Origin of the sequence: Bradyrhizobium sp. ISRA464, assembly GCF_029910095.1 — a bacterium.
Taxonomy (GTDB): Bacteria; Pseudomonadota; Alphaproteobacteria; order Rhizobiales; family Xanthobacteraceae; genus Bradyrhizobium.
Genome location: NZ_CP094526.1, coordinates 3,340,504 through 3,364,210 on the forward strand (window position 1 = coordinate 3,340,504; position 23,707 = coordinate 3,364,210).

Sequence of the window (23,707 nt, forward strand, 5' to 3'; positions counted from 1 at the left end):
GGCAATGCGTTCCGCGATTGAACGCACTGCAGCAACCCGTCAATTGTCGTTGACGCCGCGCCAGCGTCCGTAGCGCCAGGGCAGGTACCACCGCGCACCGGGCGGTGCCGCGAGCGGCACGTTATCGATTCCGGAGGTGCCCCACGGCTGGCAGCGCAACAGCCGCGCCAGCGTCATCCAGCCGCCGGCCCACAGTCCGAAGCGCTCGATCGCTTCGTCGCCATAGACCGAGCAGGTCGGCAGATGCCGGCAGTTGTAGCCGACGAGCGGCGACAGCGTGTGCCGGTAGATCCAGATCAGCGCGCGGCCAAGATTGCGCGGCAAACGGCGCATGTTGTTGGCACACTCCATGCATCGCTCAGGGTGTGACGTTGGATGGTCTGTCGACGGCATCACTGGATTATGTACGTAGTCTTGCGGGGGTTCCAAGCCAAGGAACTGTGTTGTTGCAGATATTTACGCCACAGTTCGCAATTATCGCACTGCGCGAAAGGCACTGCTGCAGCGCTCCTATGGACGCTCAGGATCGGCAAGGATACCGTTTCGATAACGCTCCGATGACGGAATCACGGGGCGTCGATATGGGGCCGTTGCCACCGCTCGCACCAGGGGTACGGGGGAAGGAACCAAATTGAGATTCGTGAAGTCGCTTTCATTGCGCGGCTGGGCGCTTGTCGGCGCTGTCAGTCTTGGCATCGCCGTTTCCGGCACCGTCACCATGCTGGTCGACTCGGCGCATGCGAGTTCGACCCTCGAAGAGCGCAAGCTGCCGATGAAGTTCAGCTGGATCGCGTGCCAGCCGAATTGCAGGGGCTGGGTATCCGCGGTCGGCATCATCACGGCCGACAGCCCGAAGGATTTTGATGCGTTTGCCCGCGGGCGCCAGCTCAATGGTGCCACGATCGTGCTCGACTCCAGCGGCGGTTCGGTCAACGACGCGATCGCGCTTGGTCGCCGCTTCCGCGGCCTGGGCGCACTGACGACGGTCGGCACCAGCGTCATCAGCAAGACAGGGCAGGGCAACCGCGCCAGCGTGCTGCCGGACGCCTATTGCGAGTCGATGTGCGTGTTCCTGCTGCTGTCCGGCAAGACGCGTTATGTCCCGCCGGCCGCCCATGTCCGCGTCCACCAGATCTGGATGGGCGACCGGGCCGATGATGCCAAGGCCGCAAGCTACACGGCGCAGGACCTGATGATCGTCGAGCGCGACCTTGGCCGTCTCGCCAAATACACATTCGACATGGGTGGGGCAGGCGAACTGCTGTCGCTGGCGCTCAGCGTGCCGCCGTGGGAGGAACTCCACGAATTGTCGCCGGCTGAATTGCGTCTGACCAATCTGGTCACGACCGATACGGTTGCCGACGTGCTGCCGCAGCAGAACGACGCCGTCCCAGTCGCCGAAGCCAAGCCCAAGAACACCGATCGCTTCGTAAGCAGCGCGATGGAGGGTGAGGCACAGCCGCAAGCCGCGAAGGCGACCAAGACCGCCGAGGCGGCGGTGCCGACCGGTAGCACCGCGGCTCCCGCGCCGGTTCAGCCCACGCAGTAGGCGGGTGCGTCTTTCTGAAACGGCCTCATCCTTCGAGACGCACGCGTAGCGCGCTCCTCAGAATGAGGAGCAAAAGGGGCGTGCGGGAGCGCACTTTCGTCCAGGGATGACTGCCAAACCCTCATGGTGAGCAGCCGCGAAGCGGCATCTCGAACCACGAGGCCCGACCGGGCGCCTACGCCAGCTGCCTCGCCTTGGCCTCGATCTGGCCGATTGCATCGACCACGGCATCGAAGGTCAGCATGGTCGAGGCGTGGCGGGCCTTGTAGTCGCGCACCGGTTCGAGCAGCGCGATATCGGCCCACTTGCCTCCTTCCGGAGGCTTGCCATTCTCCTTCAGCATCTTGCGAACGGTCTCGCGCAACTCGCGCAGCTCGTCCGCGGTCGAGCCGACGACGTGGCTTGCCATGATCGAGGAGGAGGCCTGGCCGAGCGCGCAGGCCTTCACATCATGGGCAAAGTCCGTCACCACGGGACCGTCCATCTTGAGATCGACCTTTACGGTCGAACCGCACAGTTTCGAGTGGGCGGTGGCGCTGGCGTCCGGGTCGGCCAGTCTGCCGAGGCGCGGAATATTGCCAGCCAACTCGATGATCCGCTTATTGTAAATGTCGTTCAGCATGAGGGCAGGTGTCTGGTTCCGGCATTGCCGGGCGCTCTTGGCGGCTGGGTTTCATCGTCCTATATATGAACGGCATTGGCGGAAATATAGTCAGTCCGGCCATGCGGCCGCTGCGGCCCACCTCCGCCGCCGCGGTGCGAGAGAAGATGGGACTCAGGCGCCCGGCGGGTCGAAGATCCGCCCCGTCTGCCCGGTGACACATCCGGCCCAAGGGTAAATGCCTGGGCCGGTCGAACGGAGAAGACATGGACGCCTTAATCAAATCGATCCGCCCCAACAAGCCGACGGACGTCAAGACCACCGAGCTCGATCCTTCAGAGTTCATGGGAGCTGCCGTTCGCGCAGACCAGCCGCGTCCCTCGCGCGCGGAGGCCGAGCAGGCGGTGAAGACGCTGCTCAGCTATATCGGCGAGGATCCGGGCCGCGAGGGCCTGCTCGATACGCCGCGCCGCGTGGTCGAGGCCTATGATGAACTTTACCAGGGCTACCATCAGGCCCCGGCCGAGGTGCTGAACCGCACCTTTGGCGAGACCGCCGGCTACGATGATTTCGTGCTGGTCCGCGACATCGAGTTCACCTCGCAGTGCGAGCATCACATGATGCCGTTCTACGGCAGGGCGCATATCGCCTATACGCCGGTGGAGCGGGTCGTGGGCTTGTCCAAGCTGGCACGGCTGACCGACATCTTCGCCCGCCGCCTGCAGACGCAGGAGCATCTGACCGCGCAGGTCGCGGCTGCGATCGACGAGATCCTGAAGCCCCGCGGTGTTGCGGTGCTGATCGAGGCGGAGCATACCTGCATGTCGGTGCGCGGCGTCGCCAAGCACGGTGCATCGACCTTCACCAGCCGCTTCACCGGCATGTTCCGTGACAATCCGGCGGAGCAGCAACGTTTCCTGTCCCTGGTGCGAGGACCGACCCGGTAACCTCGCGTTTCAAATGCGAGGTTTGCCGTGTCCGCATCGACCCACGATCACGACCGCGAGGAAGGGCTCGGCTTTCAGCCCAAATTCGACGCGGCAGGTCTCGTGACCTGCGTCGCGACCGATGTCGCGACCGGTGACGTGCTGATGGTCGCGCACATGAACGACGAAGCCCTGCGCAAGACCATCGCGACCGGCGAAGCCTGGTACTTCAGCCGCTCGCGCAACGCGCTGTGGCGCAAGGGGGGAAGCTCAGGCCACACGCAGCGCGTGGTCGAGATGCGGATGGACTGCGATCAGGACGCGGTGTGGATCAAGGTCGAGCAGATCGGCGCGGCCTGTCACACCGGACGGCGCTCGTGCTTCTACCGCAAGGTCAAGGGCGAGGGGAGCGATGTCAGCCTATCCTTCGTCGATGCCGAGCGGCTGTTCGATCCGGCACAGGTCTATCGCGAGTAGCAGCGTCCGGTCCGTCCTCCCGCCGGCCGAGCAGTTTAACGCGTCATTAACCATAATTGCGGCAAGCTGACGGAACATGGGTGCCGATTGCCGGCGCCCGGCAAGGCACCGGACAGATGGCGGTCGACACATTCATTGCCTCGGCTGCGGCAGGTGTCGATCCCTCACGCCTGCAGATCGCAAGCTCGATCAAGCAGGCGGCCTCGACCACCGGCGTGAGCTTCGAATACCTGCTCACGACCGCAAAAATGGAGTCCAATTTCGATCCGCAGGCCGGCGCCTCGACTTCGTCGGCGCACGGGCTCTATCAATTTATCGACCAGACCTGGCTCGGTACCGTCAAGGAGGCGGGAAGCCAGCTCGGTTACGGTAAATATGCCGACGCCATCACCAAGAATTCCGACGGCAGCTATTCGGTCAGCGATCCCTCCGCGCGCAACGCAATCATGAAGTTGCGGGATAATCCCGATGCGGCGTCATCGATGGCAGCGGTGCTGACCCAATCCAACAGCTTCAAGCTCACCGGCAAGCTCGGCCGGCGTCCGACCGACGCCGAGCTGTACATGGCGCACTTCATGGGGGTCGGCGGCGCCGGCAAGCTGATCTCCGCCGCAGAGGACAGCCCGGCCGCCAATGCCGCGGCGATGTTCCCGATGGCCGCCGCCGCCAACCAGTCGATTTTCTACGACAGGTCGGGCAACGCGCGTAGCGTCTCGCAGGTCTATTCGGTCCTCACCACGCGCTATGCCGCCGCTGCGAATTCGAAGGATACCCGCACGGCCTTTGCTGCGGCGGGCGGCGGCACGATGAGTCCCTACGCAGTCGCCAGCTCAGCGCCGACGTCTGCGCTGACCATGGACACCGCGGCCTATCTCTCGACCTTCCCCGACGCCCGCACGGTCGCGGCGGTGGGGGCGACGTCGCAGACCACGGCGTCCGCGCAGCAGGCGCCGGTATTCCGCTCGCTGTACCAGGGCGGCGACCGCATGCAGCCGATCTCGCCGGCGGTGCAGGAATTGTGGGGCAGTTCGTCGTCATTGACCGCGGCGGCGACGCCAACGGTTCGCGCCCGCGGCCGGCTCGATCTGTTCAGCGATCCCAACGGCACCTACAGCAGCGGCTAGCCGCTTGCCGCGGCGCCGTGCGCGCCTTCCGGGCATCGCCGTCATCTTAACGAAACGTCAATAATCCCAAACGTTTATGGTGAACGCTTTGTTAAGCGTCGTGGTTTATTTTTCCTTGTAGTGGCGTCGCATACCGATGCCGTTTCGTTGCGTAAGCCGGCAGGACCATGATCGTTCGGCAGTTTATTAGTTGGATTAGGACCGCTCCGGCAGGCGAGCGGGCGGAAGCGACCCGAGCGTTGGCGCGGGCCTGGCTCATTTCGGATCTCAGCGACGACGATCGCACGGCGGCCGAAGGCGCGCTGCTGATGCTGCTCGACGACCCGTCGCCGCTGGTGCGCCAGGTGATGGCCGAGGTGTTTGCGCGCAGCACGGAGGCGCCGGCAGCGATCGTGCAGGCCTTGTCGGTCGACCAGCCCTCGATCGCGCTGCCAGTGCTGGAACATTCTCCGCTTCTGATCGACGCCGATCTCGTCGACATCGTCGCGACCGGGAGCGACGAGATGCAGTGCGCGATCGCGCGCCGCATCAACCTGCCGCCCTCGGTTTCCGCGGCGATCGCCGAGGTCGGCTCGGCGGCGGCGGCGCTCGAGCTCATCGAGAATCCCTACGCCGAGCTTGCGCCGTTCTCCTGGGACCGCATCGTCGAGCGCCACGGCCATCTCGCGGCCATCAGGGAATCGATGCTGCAGCTGGAGGACCTGCCGTCCGCGACGCGGCTGGCGCTGGTCGCCAAGCTGTCGGACACGTTGACGCAATTCGTGGTCGCGCGGAACTGGCTCGGCGCCGACCGGGCAGGGCGGATCGCCGATGAAGCGCGCGAACGCTCCACGGTGAACATCGCGGCGCGCTCCTTCGGCGAGGACATGCGCGGCCTGATCACTCATCTGCGCGCCACCGGCCAGCTTACCGCCGGGCTGATCCTGCGTGCGCTGCTGTCGGGCAATCTCGACCTGTTCGGTGCCGCGCTCTCCGAACTGTCAGGGCTGCCCTATGGCCGCGTCTCGGCGCTGCTCAACGATCGCGGCGGCAACGGCCTGCAGGCGCTCCTGATCCGCGCCGGCCTGCCGGAGTCCACCTTCGCGGCGTTCCGCGTCGCGCTCGAGGCCAGCCACGAGATCGGCTATGTCGATACCGGGGACGGCGCCGCGCGGCTGCATCGCCGCATGGTGGAACGCGTGCTGACCCATTGCGAGACCGACCACTCCGCGGCCGAACCGCTGTTGATCCTGTTACGCCGCTTCGCGACGGAATCGGCGCGGGAGGATGCCCGAATGTTCTGCGAAGAGCTGGTCGCGGAAGACGCGATCGCGCCGCTGCCTTACGACGACGACCTCATCGCGGCCTAGTCCAGACCGCGCCCTTCAGAAGAGGTGGAAGTTCGGACAACCGCCGCGTCAGCGGCGGCGGACGGCATGCCGCTATTCGTTCGGCACGATGCTCGGTGCGAGGATCGCCTCGAGATGCTCCGGCCGGTCGCGGTTGGCGTGGGTCAGGAATTCGTCGGCAATGCCGCGCAGCTGCTTGCTCAGCACGCCGGCCACAACAGCGGTGTCGAGCTTGGTGCGCTCGCGCACGATCGCCTGCACGGCATTGATGTGGTGGGCGATCAGCTGCGGCGGCACCGCATCGAGATCCGGCGCGTGCTCGATGATGCGGCACAGGCTTTCGGCCGCCGCAGCCGCCGACGGATAGCCGAACGTCGCGGCGTCGCCCTTGATGTCGTGCGCGGCGCGGAACAGCTCCTCGCGCGTGCGGTCATTGAAGCCCTCGCACTTCACCGCGTCATATGCGGCGGAGAGGCGGTCGGCCTCGACCGTCATCCAGGTCTTGAACTCGCCGGAGAGGCCGGCCAGCGCCTTCTCCGCGCGCCCGACCGGATCGTCGAGATCGCTCTCGGGCACGCGCAACAGCACCTTGCGCAGCGGGTTGGGCTGCGTGATCACATGGTGGGTGCCGAAGCTCTTGACCTCGATCGTCCCGGGTTTGTCCTTTGCCATGGCGGTGTCCTTGACCGGCTATATGCTCGAGCGCGCCTTCTCGAGCAGCGACGGCTGCTGCATCACTTCCACCTCGCCGCTGCCGCGACGCTCGGGGCCGATATAGGTGTTGGTGGTGTTGCGGCGGCGGTCGGGGCCGAAATAGGTCTTGGTCTTGATGAACGGACGCGGATTGGCGACCACGTTCATGATCCGCTGGTAGAGGCCCTTGGCCGAGATCGGCTTGGCCAGGAATTCGGTGACGCCGGCGTCGCGCGCCACGGTGACGCGGCGCTTCTCGGAATGTCCGGTCAGCATGATGATCGGCGCGTAAGGGTTGCCCTTGGACTCCGGCTGCCGGATCATCTGCGCGAGCTCGAGCCCGTCGAAGATCGGCATCGACCAGTCGGTGATGACGATGTCGGGCACGTAATGGGTGTACATTTCGAGCGCGGTGGCGCCGTCCTCGGCCTCGTAGACCTCGCGAGCGCCGAACGAATGCAGCAGCGTCCGCAGGATGCGGCGCATGTGCGGATTGTCGTCGCAAATCAGAAATCGCAGCTTGTTGAAGTCGATGCGATACATGGTCCGGCCCCGAGCGGGCATACCGGAGAGGCGCGGTATTACCCGAAATTAACCATATCCCGGCTGCGGTTAATGATTGGTTGCCGGGCAGGGGCGCCGCTCTCAATAGCCGAACTGCTCGCGCAGGATCCGCTCCTCCAGCGAGTGGCCGGGGTCGAACAGCATCCGCATCGCGAACGTCTTGTCGGAGAGCACCTCGACGCGGCGCACGTCGCGGACCTCGTCATGGTCGGCGACCGCGGCGACCGGCCGCTTCTCGCCCTCGATCACCTCGATCACCACGAAGGCGGAGTTCGGCAGCAGCGCGCCGCGCCAGCGCCGCGGCCGGAACGCACTGATCGGCGTCAGCGCGAGCAGCGCCGCGTTGATCGGCAGGATCGGCCCCTGGGCGGAGAGGTTGTAGGCAGTCGAACCGGCCGGCGTCGCCACCAGGATGCCGTCAGCCATCAGCTCCGGCATCCGTTCATGCTCGTCGATCAGGATGCGCAGTTTCGCCACCTGGTAGGTCTGGCGGAACAGCGCGACCTCGTTGATGGCGTGATGCAGGTGCACGGCGCCGTGAATGTCGGTGGCGCGCATCAGCAACGGATTGATCAGCGACTCCCGCGCCGCCGCCAGCCGCTCGCGCAGGTCGTGCGTCGAGTATTCGTTCATCAGGAAACCGACGGTGCCGCGATGCATGCCGTAGATCGGCTTGCCGGTCCGCATATGGGCGTGCAGCGTCTGCAGCATCAAGCCGTCGCCGCCGAGCGCGACCACGACGTCGGCGTCGTCGATCGGGCGGTTGCCGTACATTGCGGTGAGCTGCTCGAGCGCGGACTGCGCTTCCGCGCTCGCGCTGGCGACGAAGGCGATCTTGTCATACCGCTTGGAGCTTTTCATCGCTCACGAACTCGTTTGCCACGGAACACGCCGGGCTCGTCTATACATCCCGGGCGGCCTTGTCGAGATGGTCCTGTGATGGTGGTGCCACGCCTTGCTGATGCCGCCAGGCTGTCGCGGCTTGCGGCCCTGGCGCCGGGTTCTGATGAACCGGGCTCTGGACTCTCATTTTGACGCGTTTTCTGCACGCGAACCGGCGTCCACTTCGCTTGAAAACGCTTTGCTATCGGTAAATGTGGGCGCAGGGAGTGCGCGGTATGGCTAACAGTTTTGCGACACGGCTCGCGGCGGCGCTGCTCGCAGCCTGCCTTCTGACCGCGGCGCGCGCCGAGGATGAGGCGCCGCAGCCGCAGCCATCGCCGAGCGCGCAGGCGCCGACCGGCCAGAAGGGACGGGCAGGGCGCGGCGAGGCTGGTCCCAATGCCAACGCCTCCGCCAACGCATCCACTGCCGAACAGCATCGCCTGCCGCCGGACTCGACCACCAAGCAGTCGGTCGTGCTGCCCGGCCGTACACTCGCCTTCACCGCGACCGCCGGCTCGATTCGCGTGTTTGACGACAAGGGCGAGCCGCTGGCCGACATCGCCTACACCTCCTACCAGCTCGACGGCGCCGACAGGGCGAGCCGGCCGGTGACTTTCTTGTTCAACGGCGGTCCAGGCGCTGCGTCGGGCTGGCTGCAATTCGGCAATGTCGGACCGTGGCGCCTCTCGTTCGACGGCGATGGCATGGCGTCGTCGGCGTCGCCCGATCTGATTCCGAATGCCGACACCTGGCTCGACTTCACCGATCTCGTCTTCATCGATCCCGTCGGCACCGGTTACAGCCGCTTCGTCACAACGTCGCAGGACGAGCGCAAACGCTTCTTCTCCGTCGATGGCGACGCCAACGCGATCGCGCTGGTGATCCGCCGCTGGCTGGAGAAGCACAACCGGCTGCTGTCGCCGAAATACGTCGTCGGCGAAAGCTATGGCGGCATTCGCGGGCCCAAGGTGGTGCACAATCTGCAAATGCAGCAGGGCGTCGGCGTGCGCGGCCTGATCCTGATCTCGCCGGTGCTCGATTTCCGGGAGTATTCCGGCTCGAGCATTTTGCAGTACGTGGCGAGCCTGCCGACCATGGCGGCGGTTGCGCGACAGGCCAAGGGGCCGGTGACGCGCGACGATCTCGCCGACGTCGAGCGCTACGCGCGCAGCGATTTCTTGATCGACCTCGTCAAGGGCCAGGCCGACACCGACGCCACGACGCGCCTTGCAGACAGGGTTGCGAGCCTCACCGGCATCGATCAGGCGGTGAGCCGCAGGCTCGCCGGCCGTTTCGATATCGGTGAGTTCCGTCGCGAGTTCGACCGCAAGAACGGCAAGGTGACGGGCCGCTACGACGCTTCGGTCGAAGGCTTCGATCCCTATCCAGACTCCAGCAACTTCCATTTCCACGACCCGTCTAGCGATCCCCTGATGGCGCCGCTGACCAGCGCGGCCGTCGACCTCACCACGCGCAAGCTGAACTGGCGGCCGGACGGCTCCTATCATCTGCTCAGCGGGAGTGTGAACAAGGCCTGGGATTTCGGTCACGGCGTCAGTCCGGCCGAGTCGGTGACGCAGCTTCGCCAGGCGCTGGCGCTCGACCCGAAGCTGAAGCTCCTGATCGGCCACGGCCTGTTCGATCTCGCCACGCCGTATTTCGCATCGCGAATTATCCTCGACCAGTTGCCGGCCTTCGCGGGGGGAGACCGCACCAAGCTCGTGGTCTATCCGGGCGGCCACATGTTCTATTTCCGCGACGGCGCGCGCGAGGCGTTCCGCAAGGAGGTCGAGGCGCTGGTGAAGTGAGGGGGGGAGCGACGTGGATTGCACCGCCTGCCACGATATGGCTGCGTCGTCCCGGCGGAGGCCGGGACCCATACGCCGCGGCTTGTGTTGTGAACGGGACTCGTCGTTCCAGCATCGCGCGATAATCAACATTGGTGGTTGTGGGTCCCGGCCCCCGTGCGCAATTGCGCGCTAGGCCGGGACGACGTTGAGGGTGTTGAGAGATCGCGAGTCATACATTCGCATTCTCGCGGCGCGATGCGCCCGAGGTTTTCTGCCGTCTTCGCCGCTCTTCGAACAGAGGGCGCAGGGAAAGCCGGGTGCCGATTGCACCCATGGGTCCCGTGCAAATGGAAAGCACGGGAGGTAGGACCACAGGTGAAACCGGAGCAATCCCGGCTTTCCCTGCGCGATGGCTTTACGGCTTATACGTGCTCTCCCCGGCGAGACTGGGCTTTGTTGTCACCGTCATCAGTGAGAGAGCTTGCCTCTGACTGATGAGACACCTGCCACTAGGGCGTCAGGCCTGCACGACTTCGCCGTCCGCTATCTGCCACGCTCGTCAGCCGTGACATCGGCGTCCACCGCATCTCGACCCCACACTCGTGACGATCGCGAAGCGCCCCTCAAGCGGGTGAGACGGGCCATTCATACACTGAGTTGCGCTTCTGGAAAACAGAAATATTTTTGATGCGAGGCCTTGCGCCGTCGAGACTGGGCAAGAATGGCAACTAAGGGGCTGGGGCGGCTCGGAAAGCACTGACGACGAGCGACAGCGAGATTTTGGCGCGGAAGGGCCGCAAAGCAAGCCGAATGGCGCGCAGAGTGGCCGCAAGGAGGTTTGCGCCGGCAATGCGCGTCTTTTCTGCAAGGTACGCGACGAAGCGGTCGAAGCCGAGAATGCTGAGCACGCGGGTGAAGTTGTAGCAAAGCGCCATCAGGCTCCATTCGCCGCGGACCTTGTCGAAGCCGCGCACGAGAAAGTGCTGATAGCCGGCGCGGCATTTGAGTGTTCCGAAAGGGTGCTCGACGATGGCGGAACGGCGGCGCATCAATGTGGCAGCCTCGGCGCTTTGCATCCTCATGCGGTGACGTTCGAGAACGTCCTCGTGTTCCCAGCGCGCGATGCTCCGGTAAGGCGCCTTCGGGGCAAGACACCGCGCGCTCAGGGGACATGCTGCGCAGGCCGCCTTGCGCGCCAGGTAGCGGATCTCGATGCGGCCGCTCGTGTTCGTCCAGCGCCCTTCCGTCGGGCGCAGCAGCTCGCCGGCCGGGCAACGGTAGGCATCGGCGTTCGCATCGTAACTGAAGTCCTTGCGGCTGAGGCGGCCTTCCTTGAGCTTGCCATTGCCCTCGTGCAGCGGCACATAGGCAACAATGCCGTCATCCTCGCAGGCCTTCAGGTCCTCGCTGGTGGAATAGCCGGCATCGGCCGCCACCTGCAGAGTCTCGACGTCGAGGGCCTCTTTTGCCGCCTTTGCCATCTCATGAAGATGGCCCGCGTCGTTGCGGTTGACGACCTCGCTGGCAACGATGAGCGTGTGCTTGTCGTCAACGACGCTCTGCACGTTGTAACCCGCAATGGTCTGGTCGCCCTTGCTCAGAAGCCTTGCGTCGGGATCGGTCTTCGAGAGTTGCCCCTTGTCGCTTGTCTCCAGGTTCTTGAGGTCGGCTTGCGCGCGCTCGCGCCGGGCCATCAGCTCCTTCACCTTCTCGCCGACATCGCCGCTGCCCTTGCTGCCATCTCCCGGACCGGCACATCGCTTGGCTTCCTCGGCATCGTTGGCTTCAAGGGCCTTGCCATAAGCCTCGATCTCCTTGTCCAACGCGGCGATCTGTTTGGCCAGCTTCCCTTGCGTGAAGATGCTGCCCTTGCTGGCGTTACCATGGAATAGCGCCCCGTCGATCGCAACGAAGGTCCCACCGATCAGGCCGAGGTCGCGCAGGAGCAGCACGAAACTGCGGTTCGCGGCCTTGAGCGCCGCCCAGTTCTCCTTGCGGAAGTTGGCGATCGTCCGATAGCCCGGCTTCATGTTCTTCAACAGCCAGATCAGCTCCAGATTGCGGCAGGCCTCCCGCTCCAACCGCCGCGACGACCTGATCTGGTTGATGTAGCCGTAAAGGTAGAGCTTCAGCAGATCGGCCGGATCGTAGGGCGGCTGCCCCACTTCGTCCGCGGCACGATCCGCATGGCGGAAGCCGAGCTTTGAAAGGTCGAGCGCGCCAACGAAACTGTCGATCGCCCGCACCGGATTCTGCTGTCCGACATAGTCCTCAATCCGGGGAGGAAGAAGACTGGGTTGCTCCCGGCTGTCGCCGGCCTTGAACGTCCGATTCGCCATGCGCCGAATCGTACATCAACTCCAAAAAATGCCGAGTTCTTGCCCAGCCTCGTCGGGCAAATCAGTGATCAGCTCGACAGGGGGCGACTGCACCCGTCGGTCGGCTGGAGCTGGCGCGATCGTGATGTGGGGCGGATTTGCAGGTCGCACCGAGACATGCGACAAGCGGGCATGCATTTTAGGCGCTTCGCCAATCTCTGGATTCTGGTTCTTGTTGCGGCCGGGCTGCTGCTCGCGCCGCTGGCGTCGGCGTTTGCCGGGGCGATGCCGACTGCCTCTGCAGCCGCCATGCCGACGGCATCGGACGATCACGCCATGGCCGACGACATGCCGTGCTGTCCGGACCAGACCAAGCAGCGGACCTGCGACGGATGTCCGTTCCTCGCGCTTTGTATGCTGAGCATCTCGCTGCCGGTCCCTGACGGGACGACGTCGCTGATCGTGCGTGACCCGCAGCGAAGCCGGTTCATGGCGCATGACGATCGTTTGCTGGACGGCCTCAGCGCCAAACCTCCCGACCATCCACCTCGAGCTAACGTCTGAGAGGTGCGCAAGCGCCTGATCAGTGACGCGTGCGCCGATGGCGCGCGCTGCTTTCTGCCGCTCGCGCGGTGAACCAGACGTATCGAGGATCATAACCATGAAGACTTCCAAGCTGGCGCGGGCCACCGCGGCCGCGCTGATCGGCATTGCCATCACGGGCGTTGCGTTGCCCGCTCATGCCGAGATCAAGAACTACGAATTCCAGCTCGTGCAGCCGACCGTCCAGGTCGGGGCCGATCGCATCGTCACGGTGCGGCTGGTCGACAAGGCGACCGGAAAATCCGTCCCCGACGCGGTCATCTTCGCGACGCGGCTCGACATGGCGCCCGATGGCATGCAGGAAATGGTCACCAAGGTGACGCCGATGCCGGGGACCGAGTCCGGCACGTATCGGTTCAAGGCTACCTTCAGCATGGCCGGACGCTGGCAGTTGTCGCTCGGCGCGAAGGTGCAGGGCGAGACCGGATCGGTCGACAACAAGCTCGTCGTTACGGCCCAGAAATGAGCCGCCTCGTCTTGGCCGGCGCTGCCGCTGCGATCGCCGCAGCGGCAGGCGTTGCACTCATCGGTCGCGGCCTGCCGCCGCGACCGATGGCCATTGCCATTGCGCCGACCGCGCATGCGGCGGAGGCCAGCGCACCGATTTATTACCGCGACCCCGACGGCAAGCCGTTCTACTCGCTGACGCCGAAGACGACGTCCGACGGGCGGGATTATCGCCCAGTGCCGGCGGGTGCCGACATCAGCTTCGAGGACCCCGAGCAATCCGCGGACATGGCGCCGGCGGATGCCAAGGCCGAGCGCAAGATCAAATACTACCGCAACCCGATGGGGCTGCCGGACACCTCGCCGGTGCCAAAGAAGGACTCGATGGGGATGGACTACATTCCGGTCTACGAGGGCGAGGACAGCGACGATGGGGCCGTGAAGCTCTCACCGGGAAAAATACAGCGCACCGGCGCGAAGTCCGAGCCGGTGGTGCGGCGACCCATCACTTCGATCATCCGTGCCCCGGGCACCGTCCAGGAGGACGAGCGGCGCGTGTCAGTCGTTGCACTGCGCTTTGAGGGATTTGTCGAAAGCGTCGCCAATGTCACGACCGGGGATCACGTTCACAAAGGGCAGGTGCTCATGAACGTGTACAGCCCGGCACTTTCCAGTGCTGCCGCCGAGTATCTTTCCGCCATCAACGCAGGCGCAACCGGAAAGGAGTTGAAGGGAGCGCGCCGGAGATTGGAGAACCTGGATACCCCGGAGCCCGCGATCAAGGAGCTGGAACGCACCCGGGATATCTCGCTGTCCATTCCCTGGCTCGCGCCGCGCGACGGTGAGATCGTCGCGCGGAACGCCGTCAACGGAATGCGGGCGGCCCCCGGCGACGTGCTGTTCAGGATCGCCGATCATCGCCTTGTCTGGGTGGTCATCGACGTTGCGGAACGCGATCTCGGTCAGGTCTCGGTTGGAACGAAGGTGACGATCAGGCCGCGAGGACTAGGCGGCAGGATTTTCACCGGGACCGTGGCGCTTATCTACCCGCACCTGAACGCTCAGACCCGCACTGCACGACTGCGCGTCGAGCTTCCCAATCCGGACGAATTGCTGCGGCCTGAGATGTACGTCGACGCGGAGATCGAGTCCGGCTCGCCGGATCCGGTTCTGGCCGTCCCGGAGAGCGCCGTCCTCGACGACGGCACGCGACAGGAGGTCCTGATCGACAAGGGAGACGGGCGTTTCGAGCCGCGTGGCGTCAAGCTCGGCGGGCGCGGCGGAGGCTATGTCGAGATCGCCGAAGGCGTCAGCGAAGGCGATCGAGTCGTAACCTCGGCCAACTTCCTGATCGATGCCGAGAGCAATCTGAAGGCGGCATTGAAGGGCTTTGCTGAGGCGAGCGGTCCGAAATCGACCGAGGCGGCGGCCCCAAGCACGGCGGCGCGCCCATGATCGCCCGCGTCATCGCCTGGTCGGCGCGCAATCTGCTGCTCGTGCTGTTCGGCACCGGCTTTGCGGCGGCTGCCGGCCTCTACGCACTCGTCCATCTGCCGCTCGACGCGATTCCCGATCTCTCCGATACGCAGGTGATCGTCTACACCGAATATCCAGGCCAGGCGCCGCAGGTGATCGAGGATCAAGTCACCTATCCCTTGGCCACGGCGATGCTGACGGTCCCGAAATCGAAGGTCGTTCGTGGCTTCTCGTTCTTCGGCGTGTCCTTCGTCTACGTCATTTTCGAGGACGGCACCGACATCTACTGGGCGCGCTCGCGCGTGCTCGAGTTCCTGAATGGTGCGGCGTCGCGGCTGCCGGCAGGCGTATCCCCGACGATCGGACCGGATGCGACGGGCGTCGGCTGGGTCTACCAATATGCCGTGACGTCCAAGGAGTTGAACCTCGCCGATACGCGCACGATCCAGGACTGGAATCTGAAATTCGCGCTTGCCAAGGCCGAAGGCGTCGCCGAGGTCGCAAGCGTTGGCGGCTTCGTCAAGCAGTACAATGTCATTCTCGACCCGCAGCGGATGCGCGACCGGGGCATCACCATGCAGCGGATGCGCGAGGCGATCCGCGCCAGCAACGCCGATGTCGGCGGCCGCACGGTCGAGCTCTCCGAGTTCGAATATGTGATCCGCGGCAAGGGCTATCTGAAGAGCATCAACGACCTCGGCAACATCGTGCTCAAGATCGACAATGGCACGCCGGTGCTGCTGCGCGACGTCGCGCGCGTCGAGCTCGGCCCCGACGAGCGCCGCGGGATCGCCGAACTGAATGGCGAGGGCGAGGTGGCGAGCGGCATCGTGCTGCAACGCTTCGGGATGAATGCGCTCGAGGTGATCGAGAACGTCAAGAAGCGGTTCAGCGAGATCGCAACCAGTCTGCCGAAGTCGGTCGAGATCGTGCCGGTCTATGACCGCTCGAACCTGATCTATGCGGCGATCGACACGCTCAAGCGCACGCTGATCGAGGAGAGCGCCATCGTCGCGCTGGTGTGCATCCTGTTCCTGCTGCATGTCCGCAGCGCGCTGGTCGCGATCCTGATGCTGCCGGTCGGCGTGCTGATGGCGTTCGGCGCCATGAAACTGCTCGGGATCGGCTCCAACATCATGAGTCTCGGCGGCATCGCGATCGCGATCGGGGCGATGATCGACGCGGCGATCGTGATGATCGAGAACGCGCACAAGCATCTGGAGCGCGCCGCGCCCGGCCGGTCGCGCGTCGCGATCCTGATCGAGGCCGCCGCCGAGGTCGGCCCGGCGCTGTTCTTCAGCCTCCTCGTCATCACCGTGTCGTTCATGCCGATCTTCACGCTGGAGTCGCAGGAAGGGCGGCTGTTCAGCCCGCTCGCCTTCACCAAGACGTTTGCGATGGCGGCGGCGGCCTTGTTGTCGGTCACGCTGGTGCCGGCGCTGATGGTGATCTTCGTCCGCGGCAGGATCGTTCCCGAGCACAGGAACCCGGTCAACCGCTTCCTGATCTGGATCTATCGGCCGGTGATCCAGTGCGTGTTGCGTGCCAAGACGCTGGTGATCTTGCTGGCGCTCGGCGCGCTCGCCATCTCGGTCTGGCCGGCCCGGCAACTGGGCACCGAGTTCATGCCTGATCTCAACGAGGGCACGCTGCTTTACATGCCGACGACGCTGCCCGGGATCTCCGTGACCAAGGCATCCGAACTGATGCAGACCCAGGACCGGATCATCAAGAGCTTCCCGGAGGTCGCCTCGGTCTATGGCAAGGCCGGCCGTGCAACGACGGCAACGGATCCAGCGCCACCGGAGATGTTCGAGACCATCATCAATCTCAAGCCGAAGGAGCAATGGCCGGCAGGGAGGACCATCGACAGCCTGATCGCCGAGATGGACAAGGCCCTGCAATTTCCCGGCGTCTCGAATGCCTGGACGATGCCGATCAAGGCGCGCATCGACATGCTCTCGACCGGTATCCGCACGCCAGTTGGCGTCAAGGTCATCGGCACCGACCTTGCCGGGATCGACAAGCTCGCCAAACAAATCGAGCAGGTTTTGAAAACCGTTCCCGGCACCTCGTCGGCCTATGCCGAGCGCAGCCTCGGCGGCTACTATCTCGAGATCACGCCGAACCGCGAGGCGCTGTCGCGCTACGGCATTGCGGTGCAGGATGTGCAGGATACGATCGCGACCGCACTGGGCGGCCAGAGCGTGACCACGACCGTCGAGGGACGCCAGCGCTTCACCGTCAACATGCGCTATCCGCGCGATCTGCGCGACAATCCGCAAGCCATCGCGAGCGACATCCTGGTGCCGATGCCGGCAGGCGGAGCGGTTCCGCTCGGCGAAGTCGCCGACGTCACGCCGGCGCGTGGGCCGACCTCGATCAGGACCGAGAATGGGCAGCTCGCGACTTACGTCTATGTCGACATCCGGGACCGCGATCTCGGCGGCTATGTCGCCGACGCGCAGCGTGCGGTGCAGGCAAGCATCCAGTTTCCGCCGGGGACCTACGTGGTCTGGAGCGGACAGTACGAATATCTGCAGCGTGCCATGGCACGCCTGAAGATCGTCGTGCCGGCGACGTTGCTGATCATCTTTCTGCTGCTCTATCTCAATTTCAGGTCGATCACCGAGACCATGATCGTCATGCTGTCGCTGCCGTTCGCGCTGGTCGGCGGGCTTTGGCTGATGTGGTGGCTGGGGTTCAATCTCTCGGTCGCCGTTGCTGTCGGCTTCATTGCGCTCGCTGGCGTCGCTGCTGAAACCGGCGTCGTGATGCTGATCTACCTCAATCAAGCGCTCGCGGAAGTCAGGCAGCGCCGCGCCGCCGAGGGGGAGGCGTTGAGCCAGACCGATCTACGCGAGGCCATTATGGAGGGCGCGGTTGAGCGCGTCCGGCCGAAGATGATGACGGTGGTCGCCGTCATGGCGGGGCTGTTGCCGATCATGTGGAGCACGGGCACGGGGTCCGAGATCATGCAGCGCATCGCGGTGCCGATGATCGGCGGCATGATGTCGTCGACCCTGCTGACGCTGATCGTGATTCCCGCGATCTTTGGGCTGGTCAAAGGGTTCCGTTTGCCTCCTGCGGGCAAATCACGGCCGCCGGCAAAGACGAAATCGATTGTAGCGAAAGTGAGAGAGCTGGAGCCAGCCGAGTGAGGGAGCCGGAGCCAGCCGGATGAGGTGATCCATGATGCACGACATGATGCCGGGAATGATGTGGGGCATGAGCCTGATTGGTGTACTCGTCGTCGTGGTCCTGATTCTGGCGGCCGCGGCTTTGGTCAAATATCTTCGTTCCTGAAGCCGAGGAGGCCAAAATGAAGCCCTGTCGAATTGTGGTACTCGCGACTCTCGCTTTCGTGTCGCCGGTGTTGGCCCAGAACGGCGATCCGTCACGTGGGCGACAGGATTTTCAGGCTTGCGTGCCGTGTCACTCGCTTGAACCTGACCGCAACATGACCGGGCCGAGCCTCGCAAACCTCTGGGGCGCAAGGCGGGAAGCCTGCCGAGCTTCGACCGTTACTCCGACACGCTAAAAGCTTCGGGGATCATTTGGGACGACCGCTCGCTGGACGCCTGGTTGACCGATCCGCAACGCATGGTGCCGGACAATGAGATGCCGTTCGAAGGGATCAAGGATTCACGCGTTCGCTCGGACCTGTTGGCGTTCCTCAAGCAGGCCACCAAACCCGGGGCCGCGCCGGACCGAACCGCCGAAAATCGCATGAAGGGGATGGGCGGCATGATGGGAGGTATGATGGGCGGCAATCGCGCTCCCAATCTGAAGACCCTGGAGCCCGGACAGCGCGTGACGGGCATCACGCACTGCCGCGACACCTATCGCGTGATCACCGCCGACGGTAAGACGCGCCATTTCTGGGAACGCAATCTGCGTCTGAAGACGGATTCCAGCCAGGAGGGCCCGCAGAGGGGAGCGCCAGCAATTGTCCCCGCAGGAATGATGGGCGACCGTGCCGACGTGATCTTCGCGGCTCCAGAGGAGATCAGCAAGACTATCGAAGGACGGTGCTGATTTCCGAATCGTCGCGTTGAGCGCGGAGCACAATGCCCGGATTGGCGCAGTTCCGCGTGCATGAACTTGAACCAGCTGCGTAGGCAGCCGTATCCTGTCTCTGGAAAGAAGGCCAATGAGCGATTGCTGCGAGCGGAAGACATCCGAATGCTGTGCACAACCGCCGCTGACGCTGCTGAAGAACGCTGGCGTGCCGACAGTGGAGCGCCATCGCGCGGCTGACGCGTGCTGCTCGGGCGGCGTTCCGGTCTTTGACGGTCTCAATCCGCGCTACAAGCGCGTTCTCTGGACAGTCATCGGCATCAACGGCGCAATGTTCCTGACCGAGATGATCGCGGGTCAGCTGGCCGGATCGCAGGCGCTCAAGGCGGATGCGCTCGACTTCCTTGCCGATACGGTCACCTATGGACTGAGCCTTGCCGTGATCGGCGCCAGCCTGCGAACGCGTGCCTTCGCGGCGCTATTGAAGGGCACTTCGCTGAGCCTGATGGCGCTGTGGGTGTTCGGCTCGACCGTTTATCAGACCCTCATTCTCGGTGTTCCGAAAGCCGAGGTGATGGGTGCAATAGGCACCTTGGCGCTCGCTGCGAACTTGGCGTCCGTTCTGCTCTTGCTGCCGTACAAGGACGGCGACGCCAATGTCCGCTCGGTCTGGCTCTGCTCGCGCAACGACGCGATGGGAAACCTCGTCGTGATGGTGGCCGCCCTGGGCGTTTGGGGAACAGCCACGCGATGGCCCGATATCGCAGTCGCCGCCGTCATGGCGGTGATATTCCTCACCTCGTCGGTGCAGATTCTGCGGCAGGCGTGGGCCGAGCATCGTGAGGCAGCGGCGCTACGCAGTCCGACTGCGGCGCATGGCTGATTGAGCCACACATGAGTGTGTGCACCGGGCGTCGTGCGGTTACGCCGGTGCGATGCCGGTCGATCGCGCGCCGTTTGGCCAATTCCTCATTGGCCACCATACGCGGTCTCGCCGCAGCATTTCCCGTCCGCCTGGACGGGAGGGCAGGGCACCGAACCGTAGGAGCAGAACACGCAACAATCGCCGTCCTTGGGCTTGAGCCGGATGCCGCAACCCTTGCAGTCGTAGAAGAACTGGCAGGCGTCAGTCGGCATGGTAACGGCTTCGGCGAAGCCGCAGGCCGGGCAGGTCAGGGTGGAGACGAGTTGCATGCCGCGCTTCATCCCGGGTCTGTCTTGTCGATTGGCGCGTGCGTGAAATCGCACTCCTCGCACATGTTCACGCAGGCCTGAATATGGGCGTTCCTCCGATCCGCGACAACAAGTCCCGGCTGCGCCCTCGGCGGTTGTGTCTGGGGCGATGCGGGGATTCGCTCGCCGCCCCAGGCGCGATCGTCAGGGCGTGTGTGCCTGATGCCGCGGGACCGGCGAAGAGCCAACATTAACTCTACTCTGCCGAAAACACGTTGATCGGCCGTAGCGCTGGAACGCGATCGGCATTGGTGCGTTGCTGTGCATTCCAGCGCACAGAAAGGCCTCCCCATGAAAGTCCACGCCGCGGTCATGCTGATAGCTACACTCATGCTGTCGGGAACCGTGCTGGCGCAGAGCTCCGGCCCGTCGGCCGGCGGCCCCGCCGGAGGTGGACAGGCCGCCAATGTCACGACGACGGGCCAGGCGCTGAACAGCGCCAAGAAGACCGGCGACAGCGGCCCGCCGATCGACAAGGCGGCGCGTCAGGCGAAGCCGGACGCGGGCGCCGCGAGCAATACGGTCGGCGTGAACCGCAGGTCCAAGACCGACCGGCGCAACGAGCACTATCCATAGAGCCGCAACCGCTGCGATGCCGTCGACCGGGAGCGGGTGCGCCGTTCCATGGTCGAGATATCGTCGCCCTTGATCATCGCGCTGCCGCTGAACCGGATCTCGGCGGCGGCGCTGCGGGTTCTGGCTGGGTTGCTCGCGTGTTCAGCAACGACGCGCTGCTGGTGCTTGCGACGCTGTGTTCGACCGGCGCGCTTTTGATACTGCGCATTCTCGGTCGCCGCCGGCGCATGATCGCAATAACCGTCACCACGTCATAACGAAAAAGCCGGCGCGGTCGTATCGACCGCACCGGCGGGATGCTTCGATGTCATCTGCTCAGTAGACGAGGGCGGTGCCCGGCGGCTTCTCCAGCGCCGCGGCGAGCGAGCGGTATTCCTCGCTGTTGGTGCCGGCGAGCTGCGCGATGCGGTTCAGATGATACTGCGCCTGGTCGCGGTTGCCCTGCTCGAGCTGCCACAGGCCGTAATACTGCCAGGTGCGCACGTGGTTGGGGTCGGCCTTGAGCGCACGCTCGTACCAGATCTGCGACACCTTGTAGTCGCCGAGCTTGCGATAGGAGTAGCCGATCAGGTTGGCGACGTCGGCGCGATCGTCCTGACCCAGCGCCTTCAACTGCTCGATCGCGGCGGCGTAGTCGTGGCGATCATAGATCGTGGCGTAGGCCGCGTGATAACCGGCCAGGAATTTCTGGTCGTCGATCGACGATCTCCTGTCTTTCTTGCTTGCCTTCTTGCCCTTGCCGCTGTCGGATGCGGGCGGGGACGGTTGGTCGCCGCCCGCCGCGTAGGCCTTGATGACGGGGCCGCCTGCTAGCGCCATCGAGAGCACCGCGAGGGTCAAAAACCTTGTCGTCCTGCTCATTCTTCGTCGCTCCCTGAGTTCCTGATCGCGCTCGGTAATCCTACACCGAAGCCTGTCGACTTGAACACCTAGGGCATCAGAACATTCCCGGCCGCCGCACGAATCCCCGTGACCCCTGCGCCCCGGGCACATGACAAAGATGTCATTCACATGAATGAAGACCGTCAGCGTCCTTCAGGACGGGTTCAGTGCGCGGTCTCTAAGGTCGCCTCCATTGATCGGCGAGGCCGACCATCCGGCCGGGTACCTCTCGATCCCGTGGAAGAGGAGACCACCATGTTGAAGTCGATTTCCGCAGCGCTGCTCGCCATGTCCGTGATCGCTGCCCCGGCGCTCGCCGCCGAGCAGGCCAAGACCGCCACCCCCGCGCCTGCGACGACCCCCGCGCCGGCAACCAAACCCGCGCCCGTGATCAAGAGCGAGCAGGAGCCGTCGAAGGCCCTGAACGCCAACGCGAAGATGGACCGTCATCACTATCGCCATCATCGCCACCACAAACATATGGGCCTGTTGAAGGTGCAGAAGGCGCCGAAGCACGCCAGCAAGCACGTCAAGGCGAAGGTCGCGATCAAGCACGTCGCGCCGGTCAAGCGCGGCTGAAACTGATCCGCCGGCGTGGTTTCGATCCACATTGCCCCGCCGCGCCGACGGATGTCAGACCCGGCCCGTTCGCCATTGCTTCCCCAATGGCGGTGGGCCGGTGTGCTGTCGGGGCCTCAGGCCCCGCAAGATAACCGAGTTGCGAATTCCATTCCGGCGCCGGGCGGTCTAAGAGATCGTCACGGGGATCATGGAACTGCGACACTTACGGCGACACTTGGGGATTTCAGCTAAACTGGCGGCGATGCTGCTGCTGTCGATCGGGCTAGCCGGCTGTGCCGGCGGCGGCGACAGCGGTCCAATCTCCTTCACCTCCGATCGCGGCGTGACCGAGCAGCCGTTTCCGACCAACTACCGCGCCGAGATCCTGGCGTTCATGCGGACCTACCTGAACAATCCGGTGGGCGTACACGATGGCGCCATTGCAGAGCCGGTGCAGCGTACGATAGGCGGCCGGTTGCGCTACGTGGTGTGCGTGCGCTACAGCGCAAAGGACACGGATGGAAATTACCGCCCGGCGCGTGAGCGCGGCCTTATCTTCGTCGACGGCCGGCTCGACCGCATCATGGAGAACGCCGCCGAGCCCTGTGCCGGCGTCTCCTACGGGCCGTTTGCCGAACTGGGCAATATGTCGCGGTAGCGCGGTCTGCCTGATCATCGGACGGTTAGCCTGAGCCGATCACTTTTCGGGGAGTGCTGAACCTTGGCTTAGGTATTTGCGACTTCCGTGAGGCGAGGGAGTGATCACTTAACCGATAAAAAACCTTCTGTGATCAGGAACAAACGGCCGTCGTTGCCGCTCTGTCACAGCTCGGGAAGATCACGGCTGCGGCATTGCCCCAAAGCAACCTAATTGAGGTCACGTTGTTTGGGTTGGTAGCGCAACGCTAGTAATGGGGACCACCAATGAAGAAGTTTCTGCTCGGCACCGTCGCCCTGGCCGCTCTTGCGAGCCCGGCGCTTGCGGCTGACATGCCGGCACGCACCTATACCAAGGCACCGCCGCCCGTGACCGCGCCTGCGCTTGTCTACAACTGGACCGGGTTCTACATCGGCGGCCATGTTGGCGGCGCGTTCACCGACGGCACCAACCTGATGGGCAGCGACGCGCGCTTCATGGGTGGCGTGCAGGGCGGCTTCGACTACCAGTTCGCGCCGAACTGGGTGATGGGTATCGAGGCGCAGTATAGCTGGCTGCCGAGCTCGTCGAACAATGGCGTGCTGTTCCCGGCGGGTACGCTCGTGACCGGCAATACCGACCAGATCGGTTCGGTGACCGGTCGCCTTGGCTACACCTGGGGTCCGGCGCTGCTCTACGCCAAGGGCGGTTACGCCTGGCGTGACAACAACAACATCACCGCCACGGTCGGCGGCGTGCCAGCGGCGTTCACCACCGACGGCAACCACAGGGACGGCTACACGGTCGGCGCGGGCCTCGAATACATGTTCGCGCCGAGCTGGTCGGCCAAGGCCGAATACCAGTACTATAATTTCGGCAAGACCACGTTCACGGGCGGCCCGGCCGACATTGTCGGCACGAGCTTCCGCAACGACGAGCACACCGTCAAGCTGGGCATCAACTATCGCTTCGGTTGGGGCGGCCCGGTGGGCAGCAACTACTGATCGTCAGTTCGTT

24 protein-coding genes are annotated in these 23,707 nt (G+C 64.5%); 16 read left to right on the plus strand and 8 right to left on the minus strand.

All coding sequences use genetic code 11. The features are described 5' to 3' along the window. Positions 1–39: 39 nt before the first annotated feature. On the minus strand, positions 40–351 hold the full coding sequence (gene yidD / locus MTX19_RS15490; protein WP_280984314.1) for a membrane protein insertion efficiency factor YidD: 312 nt from the start codon (positions 349–351) through the stop codon (positions 40–42). A gap of 280 nt (positions 352–631) precedes the next feature. Here yidD and MTX19_RS15495 point away from each other — a divergent pair, with 280 nt between their 5' ends. Further along, complete coding sequence (locus tag MTX19_RS15495; protein ID WP_280984315.1) at positions 632–1,549, plus strand: hypothetical protein; 918 nt, start codon at positions 632–634, stop codon at positions 1,547–1,549. Between the two features lie 175 nt (positions 1,550–1,724). Here the strand turns inward: MTX19_RS15495 and MTX19_RS15500 are convergent, their stop codons facing one another. Next, positions 1,725–2,171 carry an iron-sulfur cluster assembly scaffold protein gene (locus tag MTX19_RS15500; protein WP_280977267.1) on the minus strand — a complete coding sequence of 149 codons (447 nt, stop codon included), beginning with the start codon at positions 2,169–2,171 and terminating at the stop codon, positions 1,725–1,727. A gap of 245 nt (positions 2,172–2,416) precedes the next feature. Between MTX19_RS15500 and folE the strand changes: the two genes are divergently transcribed. The 4 genes from folE to MTX19_RS15520 all read left to right on the plus strand — a co-directional run bounded on the left by folE (position 2,417) and on the right by MTX19_RS15520 (position 6,026). Further along, on the plus strand, positions 2,417–3,097 hold the full coding sequence (folE, locus tag MTX19_RS15505; protein ID WP_280984316.1) for a GTP cyclohydrolase I FolE: 681 nt from the start codon (positions 2,417–2,419) through the stop codon (positions 3,095–3,097). A gap of 27 nt (positions 3,098–3,124) precedes the next feature. After that, on the plus strand, positions 3,125–3,553 hold the full coding sequence (gene hisI / locus MTX19_RS15510; protein ID WP_280984317.1) for a phosphoribosyl-AMP cyclohydrolase: 429 nt from the start codon (positions 3,125–3,127) through the stop codon (positions 3,551–3,553). 116 nt (positions 3,554–3,669) lie between these two features. Next, complete coding sequence (locus tag MTX19_RS15515; protein WP_280986131.1) at positions 3,670–4,677, plus strand: transglycosylase SLT domain-containing protein; 1,008 nt, start codon at positions 3,670–3,672, stop codon at positions 4,675–4,677. 167 nt (positions 4,678–4,844) lie between these two features. After that, on the plus strand, positions 4,845–6,026 hold the full coding sequence (locus MTX19_RS15520; protein WP_280984318.1) for a DUF2336 domain-containing protein: 1,182 nt from the start codon (positions 4,845–4,847) through the stop codon (positions 6,024–6,026). 72 nt (positions 6,027–6,098) lie between these two features. Here the strand turns inward: MTX19_RS15520 and MTX19_RS15525 are convergent, their stop codons facing one another. From MTX19_RS15525 to MTX19_RS15535, 3 genes are all read right to left on the minus strand, one after another. Next, a complete protein-coding gene (locus tag MTX19_RS15525; RefSeq protein ID WP_280984319.1) occupies positions 6,099–6,677 on the minus strand; it encodes an Hpt domain-containing protein in 579 nt (192 codons plus the stop codon). 18 nt (positions 6,678–6,695) lie between these two features. Next, entirely contained in the window at positions 6,696–7,241 is a 546-nt protein-coding gene (locus MTX19_RS15530) for a response regulator (RefSeq protein ID WP_280977273.1), read from the minus strand. 102 nt (positions 7,242–7,343) lie between these two features. Continuing rightward, on the minus strand, positions 7,344–8,123 hold the full coding sequence (locus MTX19_RS15535; protein WP_280977274.1) for an NAD kinase: 780 nt from the start codon (positions 8,121–8,123) through the stop codon (positions 7,344–7,346). 257 nt (positions 8,124–8,380) lie between these two features. On the opposite strand from MTX19_RS15535, the gene MTX19_RS15540 reads away from it, so the two are divergent. Next, positions 8,381–9,955 carry a peptidase S10 gene (locus MTX19_RS15540; RefSeq protein ID WP_280986050.1) on the plus strand — a complete coding sequence of 525 codons (1,575 nt, stop codon included), beginning with the start codon at positions 8,381–8,383 and terminating at the stop codon, positions 9,953–9,955. 710 nt (positions 9,956–10,665) lie between these two features. Here MTX19_RS15540 and MTX19_RS15545 read toward each other — a convergent pair. Next, positions 10,666–12,276: an IS1182 family transposase gene (locus MTX19_RS15545; protein ID WP_280978673.1), complete on the minus strand. Its 1,611-nt coding sequence runs from the start codon at positions 12,274–12,276 to the stop codon at positions 10,666–10,668. Positions 12,277–12,447: 171 nt separating this feature from the next. On the opposite strand from MTX19_RS15545, the gene MTX19_RS15550 reads away from it, so the two are divergent. From MTX19_RS15550 to MTX19_RS15575, 6 genes are all read left to right on the plus strand, one after another. Next, a complete protein-coding gene (locus tag MTX19_RS15550) occupies positions 12,448–12,819 on the plus strand; it encodes a hypothetical protein (RefSeq protein WP_280984320.1) in 372 nt (123 codons plus the stop codon). 97 nt (positions 12,820–12,916) lie between these two features. Further along, a complete protein-coding gene (locus MTX19_RS15555; RefSeq protein WP_280984321.1) occupies positions 12,917–13,324 on the plus strand; it encodes a FixH family protein in 408 nt (135 codons plus the stop codon). Then, positions 13,321–14,760 carry an efflux RND transporter periplasmic adaptor subunit gene (locus MTX19_RS15560; protein WP_280984322.1) on the plus strand — a complete coding sequence of 480 codons (1,440 nt, stop codon included), beginning with the start codon at positions 13,321–13,323 and terminating at the stop codon, positions 14,758–14,760. Before MTX19_RS15555 ends, MTX19_RS15560 begins: the two co-directional genes overlap by 4 nt. Further along, positions 14,757–17,942, plus strand: a complete 3,186-nt coding sequence (locus MTX19_RS15565; RefSeq protein WP_280984323.1) for an efflux RND transporter permease subunit — start codon at positions 14,757–14,759, stop codon at positions 17,940–17,942. The genes MTX19_RS15560 and MTX19_RS15565 overlap by 4 nt, the downstream gene beginning before the upstream one ends. A 424-nt stretch (positions 17,943–18,366) precedes the next feature. Then, positions 18,367–18,819, plus strand: a complete 453-nt coding sequence (locus MTX19_RS15570; protein WP_280984324.1) for a hypothetical protein — start codon at positions 18,367–18,369, stop codon at positions 18,817–18,819. A 115-nt stretch (positions 18,820–18,934) separates the two neighbouring features. Next, positions 18,935–19,684 (plus strand): cation transporter, encoded by a 750-nt coding sequence (locus MTX19_RS15575; protein ID WP_280984325.1) that lies wholly within the window; start codon positions 18,935–18,937, stop codon positions 19,682–19,684. Positions 19,685–19,770: 86 nt separating this feature from the next. Here the strand turns inward: MTX19_RS15575 and MTX19_RS15580 are convergent, their stop codons facing one another. Beyond that, complete coding sequence (locus MTX19_RS15580; RefSeq protein ID WP_280984326.1) at positions 19,771–19,995, minus strand: GDCCVxC domain-containing (seleno)protein; 225 nt, start codon at positions 19,993–19,995, stop codon at positions 19,771–19,773. A gap of 330 nt (positions 19,996–20,325) precedes the next feature. Here MTX19_RS15580 and MTX19_RS15585 point away from each other — a divergent pair, with 330 nt between their 5' ends. Beyond that, the gene (locus MTX19_RS15585; RefSeq protein WP_280977281.1) at positions 20,326–20,610 is read left to right on the plus strand and encodes a hypothetical protein; all 285 of its coding nucleotides are present in this window, start codon (positions 20,326–20,328) and stop codon (positions 20,608–20,610) included. A gap of 315 nt (positions 20,611–20,925) precedes the next feature. Here MTX19_RS15585 and MTX19_RS15590 read toward each other — a convergent pair whose 3' ends face one another. Beyond that, positions 20,926–21,471 carry a tetratricopeptide repeat protein gene (locus MTX19_RS15590; protein ID WP_280984327.1) on the minus strand — a complete coding sequence of 182 codons (546 nt, stop codon included), beginning with the start codon at positions 21,469–21,471 and terminating at the stop codon, positions 20,926–20,928. 276 nt (positions 21,472–21,747) lie between these two features. Here MTX19_RS15590 and MTX19_RS15595 point away from each other — a divergent pair, with 276 nt between their 5' ends. From MTX19_RS15595 to MTX19_RS15605, 3 genes are all read left to right on the plus strand, one after another. Continuing rightward, on the plus strand, positions 21,748–22,071 hold the full coding sequence (locus MTX19_RS15595; RefSeq protein ID WP_280984328.1) for a hypothetical protein: 324 nt from the start codon (positions 21,748–21,750) through the stop codon (positions 22,069–22,071). A 244-nt stretch (positions 22,072–22,315) separates the two neighbouring features. After that, a complete protein-coding gene (locus tag MTX19_RS15600; protein WP_280984329.1) occupies positions 22,316–22,711 on the plus strand; it encodes a hypothetical protein in 396 nt (131 codons plus the stop codon). 266 nt (positions 22,712–22,977) lie between these two features. Continuing rightward, complete coding sequence (locus MTX19_RS15605) at positions 22,978–23,694, plus strand: outer membrane protein (RefSeq protein ID WP_280984330.1); 717 nt, start codon at positions 22,978–22,980, stop codon at positions 23,692–23,694. Positions 23,695–23,707 lie beyond the last annotated feature (13 nt).

What these genes read in the sequence shown, in the direction of transcription:
- yidD (WP_280984314.1), bottom strand. Translation starts at nt 351, where the DNA reads ATGGAGTGTGCCAACAACATGCGCCGTTTGCCGCGCAATCTTGGCCGC.
- MTX19_RS15500 (WP_280977267.1), bottom strand. Translation starts at nt 2,171, where the DNA reads ATGCTGAACGACATTTACAATAAGCGGATCATCGAGTTGGCTGGCAAT.
- folE (WP_280984316.1), top strand. Translation starts at nt 2,417, where the DNA reads ATGGACGCCTTAATCAAATCGATCCGCCCCAACAAGCCGACGGACGTC.
- MTX19_RS15515 (WP_280986131.1), top strand. Translation starts at nt 3,670, where the DNA reads ATGGCGGTCGACACATTCATTGCCTCGGCTGCGGCAGGTGTCGATCCC.
- MTX19_RS15520 (WP_280984318.1), top strand. Translation starts at nt 4,845, where the DNA reads ATGATCGTTCGGCAGTTTATTAGTTGGATTAGGACCGCTCCGGCAGGC.
- MTX19_RS15525 (WP_280984319.1), bottom strand. Translation starts at nt 6,677, where the DNA reads ATGGCAAAGGACAAACCCGGGACGATCGAGGTCAAGAGCTTCGGCACC.
- MTX19_RS15530 (WP_280977273.1), bottom strand. Translation starts at nt 7,241, where the DNA reads ATGTATCGCATCGACTTCAACAAGCTGCGATTTCTGATTTGCGACGAC.
- MTX19_RS15535 (WP_280977274.1), bottom strand. Translation starts at nt 8,123, where the DNA reads ATGAAAAGCTCCAAGCGGTATGACAAGATCGCCTTCGTCGCCAGCGCG.
- MTX19_RS15540 (WP_280986050.1), top strand. Translation starts at nt 8,381, where the DNA reads ATGGCTAACAGTTTTGCGACACGGCTCGCGGCGGCGCTGCTCGCAGCC.
- MTX19_RS15545 (WP_280978673.1), bottom strand. Translation starts at nt 12,276, where the DNA reads ATGGCGAATCGGACGTTCAAGGCCGGCGACAGCCGGGAGCAACCCAGT.
- MTX19_RS15550 (WP_280984320.1), top strand. Translation starts at nt 12,448, where the DNA reads ATGCATTTTAGGCGCTTCGCCAATCTCTGGATTCTGGTTCTTGTTGCG.
- MTX19_RS15555 (WP_280984321.1), top strand. Translation starts at nt 12,917, where the DNA reads ATGAAGACTTCCAAGCTGGCGCGGGCCACCGCGGCCGCGCTGATCGGC.
- MTX19_RS15560 (WP_280984322.1), top strand. Translation starts at nt 13,321, where the DNA reads ATGAGCCGCCTCGTCTTGGCCGGCGCTGCCGCTGCGATCGCCGCAGCG.
- MTX19_RS15565 (WP_280984323.1), top strand. Translation starts at nt 14,757, where the DNA reads ATGATCGCCCGCGTCATCGCCTGGTCGGCGCGCAATCTGCTGCTCGTG.
- MTX19_RS15575 (WP_280984325.1), top strand. Translation starts at nt 18,935, where the DNA reads ATGAGCGATTGCTGCGAGCGGAAGACATCCGAATGCTGTGCACAACCG.
- MTX19_RS15580 (WP_280984326.1), bottom strand. Translation starts at nt 19,995, where the DNA reads ATGCAACTCGTCTCCACCCTGACCTGCCCGGCCTGCGGCTTCGCCGAA.
- MTX19_RS15585 (WP_280977281.1), top strand. Translation starts at nt 20,326, where the DNA reads ATGAAAGTCCACGCCGCGGTCATGCTGATAGCTACACTCATGCTGTCG.
- MTX19_RS15590 (WP_280984327.1), bottom strand. Translation starts at nt 21,471, where the DNA reads ATGAGCAGGACGACAAGGTTTTTGACCCTCGCGGTGCTCTCGATGGCG.
- MTX19_RS15595 (WP_280984328.1), top strand. Translation starts at nt 21,748, where the DNA reads ATGTTGAAGTCGATTTCCGCAGCGCTGCTCGCCATGTCCGTGATCGCT.
- MTX19_RS15600 (WP_280984329.1), top strand. Translation starts at nt 22,316, where the DNA reads ATGCTGCTGCTGTCGATCGGGCTAGCCGGCTGTGCCGGCGGCGGCGAC.
- MTX19_RS15605 (WP_280984330.1), top strand. Translation starts at nt 22,978, where the DNA reads ATGAAGAAGTTTCTGCTCGGCACCGTCGCCCTGGCCGCTCTTGCGAGC.